This window comes from Mumia sp. ZJ430 (genome assembly GCF_011751845.1).
Lineage (GTDB): Bacteria > Actinomycetota > Actinomycetes > Propionibacteriales > Nocardioidaceae > Mumia.
Map to the genome: position 1 here is coordinate 565,635 of NZ_JAAHFK010000003.1, position 14,085 is coordinate 579,719.

Annotated in this window: 13 protein-coding genes and 1 riboswitch; of the genes, 5 read left to right on the forward strand and 8 right to left on the reverse strand. The window is 72.8% G+C overall.

Annotated elements, in window-relative coordinates; genetic code table 11:
- Positions 1–34: 34 nt before the first annotated feature.
- Positions 35–772 carry an FCD domain-containing protein gene (locus tag HCT63_RS14815; RefSeq protein WP_167006325.1) on the forward strand — a complete coding sequence of 246 codons (738 nt, stop codon included), beginning with the start codon at positions 35–37 and terminating at the stop codon, positions 770–772.
- Here HCT63_RS14815 and HCT63_RS14820 read toward each other — a convergent pair.
- From HCT63_RS14820 to HCT63_RS14840, 5 genes are all read right to left on the reverse strand, one after another.
- Entirely contained in the window at positions 769–1,602 is an 834-nt protein-coding gene (locus HCT63_RS14820) for an ECF transporter S component (protein WP_243843048.1), read from the reverse strand. The two genes, HCT63_RS14815 and HCT63_RS14820, sit on opposite strands and share 4 nt — an antisense overlap.
- Positions 1,599–3,224 (reverse strand): ABC transporter ATP-binding protein, encoded by a 1,626-nt coding sequence (locus HCT63_RS14825; protein WP_167006328.1) that lies wholly within the window; start codon positions 3,222–3,224, stop codon positions 1,599–1,601. The genes HCT63_RS14820 and HCT63_RS14825 overlap by 4 nt, the downstream gene beginning before the upstream one ends.
- Entirely contained in the window at positions 3,221–4,303 is a 1,083-nt protein-coding gene (locus HCT63_RS14830) for an energy-coupling factor transporter transmembrane component T (protein WP_167006331.1), read from the reverse strand. The genes HCT63_RS14825 and HCT63_RS14830 overlap by 4 nt, the downstream gene beginning before the upstream one ends.
- A 3-nt stretch (positions 4,304–4,306) precedes the next feature.
- Positions 4,307–5,005, reverse strand: a complete 699-nt coding sequence (locus tag HCT63_RS14835; protein ID WP_167006334.1) for a hypothetical protein — start codon at positions 5,003–5,005, stop codon at positions 4,307–4,309.
- Positions 5,006–5,083: 78 nt separating this feature from the next.
- Positions 5,084–5,220, reverse strand: a riboswitch (cobalamin riboswitch).
- Entirely contained in the window at positions 5,200–5,802 is a 603-nt protein-coding gene (locus tag HCT63_RS14840; protein ID WP_243843049.1) for a pyridoxamine 5'-phosphate oxidase family protein, read from the reverse strand. It overlaps the preceding riboswitch by 21 nt.
- A 300-nt stretch (positions 5,803–6,102) precedes the next feature.
- Here HCT63_RS14840 and HCT63_RS14845 point away from each other — a divergent pair, with 300 nt between their 5' ends.
- Entirely contained in the window at positions 6,103–7,968 is a 1,866-nt protein-coding gene (locus tag HCT63_RS14845; protein WP_167006337.1) for an endonuclease/exonuclease/phosphatase family protein, read from the forward strand.
- 18 nt (positions 7,969–7,986) lie between these two features.
- A complete protein-coding gene (locus HCT63_RS14850; RefSeq protein WP_167006340.1) occupies positions 7,987–8,517 on the forward strand; it encodes a DUF1440 domain-containing protein in 531 nt (176 codons plus the stop codon).
- A gap of 1 nt (position 8,518) precedes the next feature.
- Here the strand turns inward: HCT63_RS14850 and cbiE are convergent, their stop codons facing one another.
- The gene (gene cbiE, locus HCT63_RS14855) at positions 8,519–9,727 is read right to left on the reverse strand and encodes a precorrin-6y C5,15-methyltransferase (decarboxylating) subunit CbiE (RefSeq protein WP_167006343.1); all 1,209 of its coding nucleotides are present in this window, start codon (positions 9,725–9,727) and stop codon (positions 8,519–8,521) included.
- 152 nt (positions 9,728–9,879) lie between these two features.
- On the opposite strand from cbiE, the gene cobA reads away from it, so the two are divergent.
- Positions 9,880–10,992 carry a uroporphyrinogen-III C-methyltransferase gene (cobA, locus tag HCT63_RS14860; RefSeq protein ID WP_167006346.1) on the forward strand — a complete coding sequence of 371 codons (1,113 nt, stop codon included), beginning with the start codon at positions 9,880–9,882 and terminating at the stop codon, positions 10,990–10,992.
- A gap of 45 nt (positions 10,993–11,037) precedes the next feature.
- Entirely contained in the window at positions 11,038–12,051 is a 1,014-nt protein-coding gene (locus HCT63_RS14865; RefSeq protein WP_167006349.1) for an NAD-dependent epimerase/dehydratase family protein, read from the forward strand.
- Here the strand turns inward: HCT63_RS14865 and HCT63_RS14870 are convergent.
- Positions 12,037–13,698, reverse strand: a complete 1,662-nt coding sequence (locus HCT63_RS14870) for a sodium:solute symporter (protein ID WP_167006352.1) — start codon at positions 13,696–13,698, stop codon at positions 12,037–12,039. The two genes, HCT63_RS14865 and HCT63_RS14870, sit on opposite strands and share 15 nt — an antisense overlap.
- Positions 13,695–13,982: a DUF3311 domain-containing protein gene (locus tag HCT63_RS14875; RefSeq protein WP_167006355.1), complete on the reverse strand. Its 288-nt coding sequence runs from the start codon at positions 13,980–13,982 to the stop codon at positions 13,695–13,697. The genes HCT63_RS14870 and HCT63_RS14875 overlap by 4 nt, the downstream gene beginning before the upstream one ends.
- Positions 13,983–14,085 lie beyond the last annotated feature (103 nt).

Here is a 14,085-nt window from a genome sequence, read left to right on the forward strand (position 1 = left end):
GCCGCCATGAACGTGCCGAGATAGGGTCGCGGCGATGAGCACCGCACCGTCCGACGGGGGCGACGACGGCGGCGTGGAGGACGCGCTGCTGCGCCCCGTGCGTACCGGCAACGCCTTCGAGGACACCGTCTCGCGCCTCTTGCAGACCGTGCGCCTCGGCGTCGTCGCGCCTGGCGGCTCGCTGCCGCCGGAGCGTGAGCTGGCACTGCGCCTCGGCGTCAGCCGCGACACGGTGCGCGAGGCGATCCGGTCGCTGGCGGACGCGGGTTACCTGGTGTCCCGGCGCGGCCGGTACGGCGGCACGTTCGTGGTCGACAAGCTGCCGCCTGCCGCGCACCACGGGACGGACGGCGCGGAGGAGATCGACCTCGACGACGTGCTGCGCCTGCGCGAGATCCTCGAGGTCGGTGCCGTCCGCGCGGCGGCCGGCCGCACGCTCAGTGCCGCCGAGCGCGAGGGGGTGTGGTCACGGCTGCAGGACGTACGCGGCTCCTCGCCTGCGGACTACCGGCGGCTCGACTCGCGGCTGCACCTCACGCTCGCCGAGCTCGCGGGCTCGCCGTCGCTGCTGCCGCTGGTCGCCGATGCCCGGACCAAGGTCAACGTCTTCCTCGACCACCTCCCGCTGCTCCCCCGCAACATCGCGCACTCCGACGAGCAGCACGAGACGATCGTGATCGCTGTCCTCACCGGCGACGCGGACCGTGCCGCCGCGGCGATGGAGGAGCATCTCGCGGGCTCCGCCGCGCTGCTGCGGGCGTTCTTGAGCTAGCGCGGCCGTACGCCGGAAGGGCTCGCGGCTGCGCCAAACGTCGGAGTACGGCCGAACGACGCGCGCCGTGCCGCACGCCGCAGCGTGATCAGCACCGCGGGGCCGAGGACGGCGATCGCGACCGCGTTGGTGATCGCGCGGCCGGTGTCCCACGAGCCGGTCGAGGTGAGCAGGGTGAACCAGAAGAACCGCTGCAGGTTCTCCGCGAGCGACGCGCCGGGCACGAACGCGAGGCCCTGCTCGCCGCTCGGGTCGACGCCGGCGAGGTACGGCCAGAAGGACAGGTTGAGCAGCGCGCCGTAGAAGTACGCCGCGAAGACTCCGTACGCGGTGAGCATCGCGATCTCCCAGCGACCGGTGACGTGCTTCGGGAGCAGTCCGGCCCCCATCCCGAGCCACGCCGCGCACATCATCTGGAACGGCAGCCACGGTCCGACGCCGGCGGTGAGCAGCGCCGAGGCGAACAGCGAGGTGCACCCGAGCAAGAAGCCGAATCCGGCGCCGAACACGCGTCCAGCGAGGACCAGCAGGAAGAAGACGAGGTCGAGCCCAGCCGTCCCGGCGCTCAGCGCCCGCATCCCGCACTGGATCGCGGACAGCACACCGAGCATCGCGAGCGCCTTGGCGTCCATCCCGCCTTCGGACAGCTCGGCCGCGACGACGAGGAGGAGCAGCGGCAGGAGCAGCACGAAGTACATCGGCGCCTGGGCCTCCTGCTGGCCGCTCGACCCGGGCTCGAACAGCAGCGGCCAGGCGAACATCGCGAGCCCTGCGACCGTGGCGAGGACCAGCACGGCGGTGGATCGGGGGCGGAGCGCGATCGCGTTCACGGGCGCTCCCCGAGGGCCGTACGGACGTCGCGGACGGTCAGCCACGGCTCTCCGAGGACCTTCGTGACCTGCGGGGCGAACGCCGGCGAGGTCGCCAGGACCTCGCGGACGTCACCGGCCGCGATGACCTCACCTTCGGCCATCACGGCGGCGCGATCCGCGACTGCGGCGACGAACTCGACGTCGTGCGTCGCGACCAGGACGGCACCGCCGCCCGCCGCGAGGTCGCGCAGGATCGTCGCGAGGGCGTCCTTGGCCGCGTAGTCGAGACCGCGCGTCGGCTCGTCGAGCAGCATCACGCGTGGCGCCGCGGTGAGCTGGACGGCGAGGACGAGCGCGAGCTTCTGGCCCTCGGAGAGGTCGCGCGGGTTGGCCGCGGGGTCGATCGTGCCCGCGAGGCGGGTGAGGAGCGCGGCGCACGTGCCGTCGTCGGCACCCGCCTCGGCATCCGCCGCCGCGCACTCGGACGCCACCGACTCGAGGTAAAGAAGGTCACTCGCGGTCTGCGGGACCAGGCCGATCCGGCGCCGCGCCTGCGTGCGGGACAGCCGGGCAGGGTCCTCCCCCGCGACCTGGACGTCACCGCCGTGCCGCGATCCCGATCCCTGCAAGGCCCAGAGCAGCGTGGACTTGCCCGAGCCGTTGCGCCCCATCAGTGCCGTGACCGAACCCGCGGGAAGGTCGAGGTCCACCCCTCGTACGGCGAGCAGCGGCCCGTACCGCACCTCGACCCCGCGCGCCGTCAGCAGCGGCCCCGCCGGTCCCGTCCCCGTTGTGTGCACAGATCGGGGACGGAACGGGGGCGGGAGCTCGGCGAGCTCCTTGCGCAGGGTCTTGGAGGTGCGGCGGGCCTCTCGTACGGTCAGCGGGAGCGGGTCCCACCCGGCAAAGCGGCCGAGATCGACGATCGGCGGCGCGATCGGGCTCGTCGCCAGGATCGCCGCGGGCCCACCGGCGGTCACCGAGCCGTCGGTCCCCACGTACACGAGCACGTCCGCGAACGGCACCACCCGCTCGAGCCGGTGCTCGGCGAGCACGACGGTGGTCCCCAGGTCGTGCACGAGGCGCGCCAGCGTCGCGAGGACGTCCTCCGCCGACGTCGGGTCGAGCGCGGACGTCGGCTCGTCGAGCACGAGCACGGGCGGGTGCATCGTGAGCACCGCGCCGATCGCGACCCGCTGCTGCTGGCCTCCCGACAGCGACCGAAGCGACCGCGCCCGCAGGTCGGCGATGCCGAGCAGGTCCAACGCCTCCTCGACGCGGCGCCGCATCGCCTGCGGGTCGACGCCGAGCTGCTCCATCCCGTACGCGAGCTCCTCCTCCACCGTGTCGGTGACGAATCCCGCGAGCGGGTCCTGCCCGACCCAGCCGACGGTCGCGGCGAGCTCGCGCGGCGGGTGGTCCTGTGTCCGCAGCCCGGCCACGGTCACGGTCCCGTCGAGATTGCCACCCGTGAAGTGCGGGACGAGTCCGTTGAGCAGCCCGAGCAGCGACGACTTGCCTGCGCCCGTCGGCCCTGTGACGACGATGAGCTCGCTCTCATCGACGTGCAGGTCGACGTCGCGCAGCACCGGACGCGTCGCGCCGTCGTACGTGACGGTGACGCTTTCGATCTCGATCACGCCGCCACCCCCTCGGCCGCACGGGCAGTGGAGGCGGTCCGCAGCGCGGCGTACGGGGACGTCGGCTCGGGCGTCAGCAGCGCCGGCAGCGCGGCGACGACGAGCCCCGCGAGGACGACCGGCGACAGCGTGTAGTCCACGAAGAAGGTCGCCGCGACGGCGACGCCGCACAGCGCGGTGAACCACTCCCAGCCACGCCACGGGTCGGGCCGATAGCGGGTGTGCCCTACCTTGCGCCCGGAGCGCCAGAACCCGATCCCGGCCACGGCGAAGCCGGCGACCAGCATCGGCGCCGCGAGGATCCGCGGGGCGGTGAGGTCGGCGGTCGCGTACGCACCGACGCAGACGCCGAGCAGTCCTCCGAGCAGCAGGACGCCGGTGAGCCTGCGCGTACGGGCGTCGGCGGTGCCCTTGCGTCCGTACCCGCGCGCGTCCATCGACGCCGCGAGCTGCATCGAGCGGTCGAGCGCGTCCTCCATCACCGGGATCACGATCGACCGCAGCGCCCGCATGTTGCGCGACGAGTCACCCCGCAACCGCCGGGCACGACGGACGCGTCCGACCGACTCGGCGAGCTGCGGGAACAGCGTCATCGCGACCACGACGGCGGCTCCGACCTCGTACAGCGCCGCCGGCAGCGACTTGAGCAGGCGGCGCGGGTTGGCCAGCGAGTTCGCGGCGCCGACGCAGATGATCAGCGCCGCGAGCTGGAGACCCGCCGCGAACGACCGCTGCAGCGACTCCGCCGTGACCGGACCGAGCAGCCGCACGCCGTCGGCCCACGACGGCAGCGGCACCTGGGGCAGATCGAGGATCACGGTGCCGGTGGATGCTCCGCCGAGGAGCACCCCGAACAGCACCCGGATCACGATGACCAGGGCACCGAGGCCCAGATAGAGCCGGAACGACATCGCCCACGGCGCGACCGGCCGACGCGCAAGGACCACCAGCGAGGCCACACCGATCACGAGCCCCAGGAGCAGCACGTCGTACGTGCGGGTGGCCGCGACCGCAAGCCCGAGCGCCCACACCCACCAGGCTCCGGGATGCAGGTCACGCCGGGTACGGCGCTCGGGCACGGCTCAGACGTCCTCGCCGCTGCGGCGTCGCACAAGAGTGACGGCGATCGCGACGGCGAGCAGGATGGCGACCGCGATCCCGATCCAGACGATCGAGGTGCCGTCGTTCTCGTCGTCGGCGTCCTCGTCGCTGGTGTCGGCGGCGGCGTCGGCCTTGTCCGAGGAGTCCGAGGCCGCCGCGGTCGGCGGGTTCGCCGGGTCGAAGTCGGGCATCGGTGTGGACTCAGCCGGCTGGTTGAGCTGGAAGCGCCATCCCTCGTACCCGCCGGGGACGGAGGCGTTGACGTCGGCGCCCTTCGCCGCGTACGCCCAGGTCCCGTCGGCGGGGGCGACATAGAAGGACCAGTACGCCCCGCCGGGCGGGAACTCCTGGCACTTCTCGGTGTAGCGGCGACCATCGAGGTCGAGCGCCTCGTCCTCCGCAGGCTGACCGTCGATGCGGCAGGCGCCCGTCATCCCGCTGCCGGTCACCGGGGTGACCTCGAAGCCCGCGGCCTCGAGCGCCTGCATGCCGGTCATGCCGGCGGAGTCTTCGGCGCACTTGACCTCGACGTCGCCGCCGAGATCGGTGAAGTCGACGACGACGGTGGTGCCCGACGCGTCGGTGCACACCCCGTCGGCGGCGTGGGCGGACTGGGTGGTCCCCAGGACGGGGAGGGCGGCCCCTACGAGAAGAGCGGCGGCAGCGGCGAGCGTGCGCATGCGAGCGGTTCCTTCCTGCTGCGACGGGCGGGGCCCGTTGTCCTCGGCAGCACACGGAGGTGGACTCCGGATCGCGGAGCGGATCGCGGAGCTGGCAGCAGGTGCTCCGGCTCGCCTCTTAGGGGAGGCCTACGGTTGCGGGTCAGCGCCGGACTTCGACCGGCTTTCCCTTTTGCCGCACTCAGCCTAACCGGTCAGCCGGGGAGGCGGTGCACCGTCCAGTCGTCGCCGTCACGCCTGGCCTCGCACCTCGTGCTCGGTCCGTCGTCGTCGCCAGCCCAGAACGTCAGGCGCTGCGGAACGAGGTGGAAGCAGAGCCATGTCGGCGGTGGCACGAGGACGGGATGGGCCTCGTCGAAGCGGCGCCACTCCTCCTGGCGTTCCTCGCGGGGCAGCCGGGCAAGGCGCGGATCGTTGAGCCACGCCAGCAGCTGGAGGTCACGCGGACATGCCTCGAACAGCCGCGCCGCCTCGTCGTCCGTCGCCCGCTCGGTCGCGCCGGCGACCACCAGCTGCCTCGCTTCCTCCGGCCACACGAGGACGCCGACGGCGTACGGGTAGGCCGTGAGCTGGGCGACCTTGCGGGCGCGGCTGTCGCTGTGGAACGAGATCCGCTCGCCGTCGAACCCGTTGACCATGACCGTACGGGCGTCGGGCGCGCCGTCGATCTCGCGCGTGGCGAGCGTCATCAGCGGTGGCTCCGCGCCCGGGACGGGACCGAGCCACGAGGCCAGCAGGTCGAGCGGATCGGGGAGGTCCTCCCCCGGCTCCGGGACGTGCCGATCACGCGCGCTCACGGGGCCGACACTAGCGGCCTCACCAGGGCTGACCCGGACGACCGGTTGATGTCGCCGTGACTATCCCCCTCTCGGCGCGCTCTTACGCGTGCGAGAACCTCGTCTTCGTCCTCGTCGTGCCGGTGTCGATGGGGCTCCCCCGGCGCTAGTCGTCGTGCTCGGGCTCACGACGATCCTCGTGCTCACCCGGCGACGTCCGGCGTCGCTCGGCCGGCTCACACCGCTCCGCATCGCCATCGACGCAGGCCCGGCACCAAGCGCCACTGGCCGCAGCAGCCTCCGTACCGGTAGAACTCGTCCATGACGCTCCCGCCTCGTACCGCCGCCACGCTCGTCGTCGCCGTCGGGGTCTGGGTCCTCTGCGACCTCGTCCGCGTGTGGGCGCCCTCGCTGATCACGATCTTCGGACAGGCCGCGTCGACGCCGCCCGAGCTGATTGGCGCGTACGCGCTCGGATGCGTCGCGGTCGGCGCGGTGGTTGCGCTTCTCGCGCGGCGCCACGCCACGGGCGTGGCCGCGGGCGCGCTGGCCGTCGCGCTCGTGTGCCGGACCGCCCTGCAGCTGACCGACGGCGGGCAGGCTCAGCTCGTCGCCGCCTCGCTCGGGATCGCCGCGGGCATCGCGTGGCTCTCGCTGGCGGCAGTCTCGTACGGTGACGTGCTCGTCGTCGGCCTCGCGGCAGGCCTCTCGCTCGGGACGGTGACGCATGCGGCCCTCGGGACGTGGGGTGCGGTCTGGCGCGGTGACGCGTGGGGCTGGGTGCTGCTCGTCTTCCAGGTCGTGGGCGCCGCGGTGGCATGGCGGCTCGCGCGCGACCACCGGTCGAGGGCAGCGGCGCGTCGTACGGCCTGGCTGGTGATGCCCGGTCTCCTCCTCGCCGGCATCGTCTTCGCGAACGCGGGCCGCGCGTCGGCGGTCGCGGGGACGGCCGGGCTGGTCGTCGTCGCGCTCGCGTCGGTTGCCGCAGTCGCGACAGCGGCCGTGCGGCCGCGCCGCGCGATGGCGTGGGCGGCGGCGGTGGTCCTCGTCGCAGCGAGCGCCGTGGCGCTGCTCGTGACCGCCGACGTCGACGGCATCCCGGCGGTGTCGCCGACGTGGACTCTGGCGGCGTACGCCGTCGGGCTTCCCGCGCTCACCCACCTGTGGGCCGCCTCCGACCACGGCCGACCGGCGCGTGCCGCGACCCTGGCGCTCGGCGGGCTCGTGTGGGTGGCGCTGCTGTTCGTCTACTACGCCGGGTACGACCTCGGCTACCGTGCGGACATCGTCGTCGTCCTCGCAGCGGCAGTGCTCGCCGTCGTCGCGGCGACCGGGGCCCCGCGCGCGGCCGGCACCGACCGTACGGGGGCGGCGCGCGTGTCGCCCGTCCTCCTGGGCGGCCTCGGCCTCCTCGCCGGCACCGTCGCGTGGCTCGGCCCCGGGCTCACTGTCCCGGCGCTCGACGACGTCGCGGGCCCCGACCTGCCCGCCTCGGGGAGCGTGCGCGTGACCGCGTACAACCTGCGCATGGGCTACGGCATGGACGGCACGTTCCGCCCCGACCTCGTCGCCGAGACCCTGCGGTCGAGCGAGGTCGCGCTGCTCAGCGAGGTCGACCGCGGGTGGTATCTCAACGGCGGCCAGGACGAGCTCGCGATCCTCGAGCGGATGCTCGACCGCGACGCCGTGTTCGCGCCCGCGGCCGACCCGGTGTGGGGCGACGCGGTGCTCACAGCGCTGCCGGTCGAGGAGTCGGTCGGGACCCCGCTGCCGTCGCACGGCGCGGTGACCGGAGCCCAGGCGTTGTCCGTACGGCTCGACCTCGCGGGGGCACCGACGTGGTTCGTGTCGACGCACCTGCAGCCGAACGACGGCGATGAAGGCGTCGGCCCGCAGACCGAGGATCTCGCCGCGATGCTCCGGACCCGGCTCGCCGACGGTCTCCCGCTCGTCCTCGGCGGTGACCTCAACACGCAGCCGGGCAGCACCTCGTACGCGCTGCTTGTGGGCCTCGGGCTCGTCGACGCCCTCGACGGCGCAGACCCGACCTCGCCGGCGGACCGGCCGACGGCACGCATCGACCACCTGCTCGTCAGCCCCGACCTCGCTCCGTCCGCGCCGCGCGTCGGCGGCTCGCAGGCCTCCGACCACCTACCCGCCTCGGTGACGCTCACGCCACGCGGCTGACCCGCGTACCGTGGCCGGATGAGCGCTCACCGGATGCTCCGCGGCGCGGCCGTCGGCGCCCTCGCGTCGCTGCCCGCGTCGTACGTCAAGGCCGTGACCGAGCCTGCGCTGCAGCGCGCCGCGGAGCAGGTGGTCCCGCCGCAGGTGTGGCAGAAGCGCCTCGTCGGGACTGACCCGAGCGGCCACCCGGAGAACATGCCGCCGGCCGTCGTCGCCGCGGAGGTCGCCGAGCTGCGCGACGGGACCGTGCTCGACACCGCCCAGAAGGTCCGCGCCAGCACGGCGATCCACTACGTGTTCGGTGCCGTGGCCGGCGCCGCGTACGGGGCGCTTGCCGCGCGCTTCCCCGGCGTGACGCGCGGGAGCGGCGCGCCTGCGGGGATCGCGCTCTACGCGGCCACCCATGGGACGGGGCTGCCGGCGGCGGGGATCCAGGAGCCACCGTGGACGCTCCCGGCGTCGGCCGTGCTGTGGGAGAGCGGCAGCCACGCCGTCTATGGGGTGACGCTGGAGGTGTCTCGCCGGCTGCTCGACCGGGTCCTGCCGTAGGTCAGCGCACCGCGCTCCACTGCATGACGGGCCGGGACGGCTTCCAGGCGATCGAGCCGCCGCCCGAGAAGACGGCGTCCACGGCGATCCGGACCAGCTCACCGCCGTGCTTGCGGAAGCGATCGATCAGCGCGGCCTCGTCGTCGAGCGTGACGGCGTGCACGACGAGTCGTCCGCCCGGGCGCAGCACGCTCCAGGCGGCTTCGACGAGCGCGGTGTCGGAGCCACGGGCACCGAGAAAGACAGCATCGGGTGCCGCCAGGGCGTCGAGGGCCTCGGGCAGCGCTCCCTCGACGACGCGCAGCTCGGGAACGCCGAGGTCGGCCGCCGACTCCTTCGTGCGGACGAGGCCTGCGCGGTCGGGCTCGACGACGACGCCCGAGGCCAGCGGCTCGGCGCGCACCCACTCGATCGCGACCGAGGCGGCTCCCGGTCCGAGCCCCCAGAGCAGGTCGCCGGCGGCAGGAGCGAGGCGCGCCAGCGCGGCCGTACGGACGTCGCGCGGCACGACCGCGCCTCCCTCTCCGAAGGCGCTGTCCGGCAGACCCGGGACGCTCGACATCGCGGAACGGCGGGACGCGTCGGCAACGCAGTCGAGGCAGACCACGTTGAGCTCGGAGGCGACCCGGACGTTCCACGACGCCGCCGTCGCGTCGGCACGCGACTCGGTGAGCCCGCCGAGGTCTCCGAGCACGGTCATCCTCGTGTCCCCGTACCCCTGGGCGACCAGCAGCGCGGCCACCGACGAGGGCGTGCCGCCGTCGTTCGACAGCACCACCAGCCTGCGCCCGGGCGCGAGGTGCGGGACGAGCTGGCGGACGTCGCGGCCGACGAGCGAGACCAGCGAGGTCTCCTCGTACGACCAGTGCATGCGTGCGCGTGCGAGCGCCTCCGACGACACGGTCGGCACGATCTCGACATACTCGGCGCCGAGCATCCGGACGAGCGTCGTCCCGATCCCGGCGACGAGGGGGTCGCCGGACGAGAGGACGACGACGCGCTTGCCCTCGTGCTCGTCGAGCAGAGCCGGCAGCACCTCGTCGAGCGGGTGCGGCCACTCGACCCGGACCTGCCACCACGCCCACGGAACGGTCTCGAGGTGTCGCTTGCCGCCCATGACCACCTCGGCCTCACGGACGAGCCGGCGCGACTCCATGGCGAGACCCTCCCAGCCGTCCGCGCCCATGCCTACGACCGTGATCCGCTGCATGGGTGCAGACGCTATCCGTCCGAGCGGGCAGAGCCCAAGCCCGGGCGGAGTGTGATCGAGCAGATTGTCCGCGATGCGGCGGGTACGACCCGTGCGGGAATTCCGCGCCTACCATCGAGGACTCATCCGCGAACGAGAGGACGACCGCGCTGATGGCACGCGCCGAGGGGTTCCGAGCCACCCTTCCCGTCTCCGGCCGCCGCGTCCTGGTGGTCGGCGGCGACACCGAAGCGCTCACGCACGTCGCTGCCCTGCGCGACGGCGGCGCCCGCGTCACGGTCGTCGCGCCGCAAACCGTGCAGTCGATCAGCGACCTCGCGGACCGGGGCATCCTGACGTGGCACGCGCGGGCGTACGAGCCCTCCGACGTCACCGGTCACGACCTCGTCGTCCTCGCGACCGGCGATCCCCAGCTCGACGCCCGGGTCTCCTCCGACGCCTCCGAGACCGGCACCTGGTGCTCCGTCCCCGATTCGGGCAGTTCTCCACGTTCTGACGGGGGCGAAAGCGTGGAGAACCGCCCGAATCGCGGACGGGTCGTGCTCGTGGGCGGCGGGCCGGGCGACCCGGGGCTGATCACGGTGGCGGGTCTGGAGGCCGTACGCTCGGCCGACGTCGTCGTCACGGACCGGCTGGCGCCCCTCGGCGTCCTGCACGGCCTCGGCTGCGAGATCGTCGACGTCGGCAAGATCCCTCGCGGGCGCACCACCCCGCAGGAGGAGATCAACCGGATCCTCGTCGCGCACGCCGCGGCCGGCAAGCGTGTCGTACGGCTCAAGGGCGGCGACACCTTCGTCTTCGGGCGGGGCGGCGAGGAGCTCGAGGCGTGCGTGGCCGCCGGCATCCCCGTCGACGTCATCCCCGGCGTCACGTCCGCGATCGCCGGTCCGGCACTGGCCGGCATCCCGGTCACGCACCGCGGGCTGAGCCAGGGCTTCACCGTGGTCTCCGGACACGTGCCGCCGGGAGACCCGCGCTCGACCCTCGACTGGGCAGCGCTCGCCCGCTCCGGCACGGACCTGGTCCTGCTCATGGCCGTGGCGACGCTCCCGGCGATCACCGCGACACTGATCACCGAGGGCCTCGACGCCGCGACCCCCGCCGCGACGGTTGCCGACGCGACGCTGCCGACGCAGCGCGTGGTCCGCGCGGACCTGGCCACGATCGCCGAGCGCATCGCCGAGGCCTGCATCGCCTCTCCGGCGATCACGGTGATCGGCAAGGTCGCGGGCTTCGACCCCGGCTCCGAGACCACCGGCGTTTGATGCTTCCCTGCGCCGGGTACCCGTCCGGTGACGGAGGGAGCGGACGTGCGGATCGTCGTCACCGGAGCCAGCGGCAACGTCGGGAGTGCCGTGGTGCGCGAGCTCACCCGCAGGCGCCACGCCCTGACCGGGGTTGCCCGGCGCTCACCCGAGCGCTCCCGTGGCACGGCGCTGGACGGCGTCGACTGGCACGCCGCGGATGTCGCCCACGAGCCGCTCGACCCGGTCCTCGTCGACACGGACGCGCTCGTGCACCTGGCCTGGATGTTCCAGCCCACCCACGATCCCGACACCACGTGGCGAGCGAACGCGGTCGGCACGAGGAAGGTGCTCGAGGCCGCCTCACGGACCGGCATCGGTGTGGTCGTTTGCGCGTCCTCGGTCGCCGCGTACTCCCCCGCGCGCGGCGACGACCCGGTCGACGAGTCGTGGCCGACCGACGGCCCGTCTCCTGCCGCGTACTGCCGTGAGAAGGCCTACGTCGAGCGGGTGCTCGACGTATTCGAGGCCACCCACCCCGAGGTGCGCGTGGTACGCATACGCCCGGCCTTCGTCTTCCAGCGCTCGGCGGCCTCGGAGCAGCGGCGCATCTTCGGCGCTCCCGCGCTGCGTCCTTGGATGCTCGACCGCCGCCTGCTCCCTCTCCTCCCGATCCCGTCGGGACTGCGTCTGCAGACCGTCCACGCCGACGACCTCGCCCGGGTCTACGCCGAGGCCGTGGAGCGGCCGGTACGGGGAGCGTTCAACGTGGCCGCCGACGGTCTCCTACGACGCGAGGAGCTCGGCGAGGTCTTCGGCGCGCACACGTTCACCGCGCCCCGACGCATCGCGCGCGCCGCGTTGGAGGGAGCGTGGCGCGCGCGGCTCGCCGGCGCACCCGGCGACCTCTTCGACGCGCTCCTGCGAGTCCCCGTGCTGGGGACGGCGCGTGCCAAGACCGAGCTTGGGTGGCAGCCTCGCCACGACGCCGCCGAGGCCCTCGGTGAGATGCTCGCCGGCGCCCGGGAAGGCGCCGGCGGGCCTACACCGCCGCTTGACCCCGACTCATCGCGAGTCTGAGACGCCCTCCACCGACTCGTCGAGCCCCGGCAGCGTCTTCATGACCCTCGGGTCACCCGCGTCGGCGAAGTAGTCGCCCGCGATCGTCTCGTCGGTCCCGTTCGAGACCTTGCCGGCCCGCAGTGCGAGCGTGACGACCGCCGCCACCCCCACGTTGATGACGAACGCCGTCAGCGCGATGTATCCGAGGTGCCCGATGATCGGGATCGGGTCGAGCGACCCTCCGAAGTGCGCGCCCGTGACCGGGTTGACGACCTGGTACGCGCTGATCGTCCCGTACACCATCCCGACGGCCCAGCCGAGGAGCAGACCCCAGCGGTGGAACCACTTCGTGTAGAGGCTGAACACGATCGCCGGCAGCGTCTGCAGGATCCAGATGCCGCCCAGCAGCTGGAAGTTGATCGCGTTCTGCTTGTCGAGCGTCAGCACGAACGCCAGCGCGAACACCTTCACCACGAGCGAGGCGAGCTTGGAGACCTTCGCCTCTTGCTTCGGGGTGGCGTCCGGTCTGACGAACTCCTTGTAGACGTTGCGCGTGAACGTGTTCGCCGCCGCGATCGACATGATCGCCGCAGGCACCAGAGCTCCGATCGCGATCGCCGCCCAGGCCACGCCCGCGAACCACGACGGGAACATGTCCTCGAACAGCTGCGGGATCACCAGCTGCGCGTTCGGCTCACCGTCGAGCCCGACGGGTTGCGTCCCGGCCGCGATCGCGACCCAGCCGAGCAGCGCGAGAAGACCCAGGATGAACGAGTACGCCGGCAGGATCGACGCGTTGCGCCGGATCGTGTTGCGGCTCTGGCTGGACAGCGTCGCCGTGATCGAGTGCGGGTACATGAACAGCGCGAGCGCAGAGCCGAGCGCCAAGGTCGCGTACGCCCAGTGGGCATCAATGCCGGTCGGGATGAACGAGCCGGTCGGTGCACCGGTCGCAGGGTTGGGTGTGGCCATCTTCTCCTCGGCCGCACCGAAGATCGCCTCCCAGCCGCCGACCTTCGAGGGGAGATAGATGATCGCGACGATGATGACCAGATAGATCAGCGCGTCCTTCACGAACGCGATGACCGCGGGCGCGCGCAGCCCCGACGAGTACGTGTAGGCGGCGAGCAGCGCGAACGCGATGAACAGCGGCGCGTCCTTGGCGACCCAGTTGGAGCCGCCGCCGAGACCCGCGACCTCGAGCACGGCCTGGATGCCGACGAGCTGGAGCGCGATGTACGGCATGGTCGCCAGGAATCCGGTGATCGCGATCGCGAGGGTCAGGCCGCGGCTGCTGTAGCGCCCGCGCACGAAGTCGGCGGGCGTCACGTACCCGTGCCGGTGGCTCACCGACCACAGCCGCGCCATGAACACGAAGATGATCGGATAGAGCACGATCGTGTACGGCACCGCGAAGAAGCCCGCGACGGCGCCGGTTGCGAACATCGCCGCGGGCACGGCGACGAACGTGTACGCCGTGTAGAGGTCGCCGCCGAGAAGGAACCACGTGACCCAGGTGCCGAACTTGCGACCCCCGAGCCCCCACTCGTCGAGCGACTCCATCGAGTGCGGGCGGCGCCAGCGCGCCGCGTAGAAGCCCATCACGGTGACGAGCGCGAAGAGCAGGATCAAGATCGTGAGGGCGACCCCGTTGATGTCGTTCATCGCTCGTCGCCCTCGTGCATCGGACGGTGCGGGCGGGCCACGAGGACGATCCGGTACGAGGTGTACGTCAGCGCGGCGGTGATGAAGACCCAGAGGAACTGGTACCAGAAGAAGAACGGCCAGGGACCGAGCTTCGGGTCGACACGTGCGTACGAGTCGACCCACAGCAGGGCGATCACGGGGATGGCGAGCAGCACGGCTGCGAGGGTCAGCAGCGCACGATTCGCCGGTGGAGTGGTTTCGTGCAGGGTCGGGTCGTCGGCCCGGTCGTTTCCGGAGGTCATCACGTCTCGCTCTCTCGAGGCATTGCGGGGTCCCGGGGAGGACGTACCCGGTGTGACTGCGGTCACACAGGCTGGCACCGGCCCCGTGCGCCGTCCACGGCCC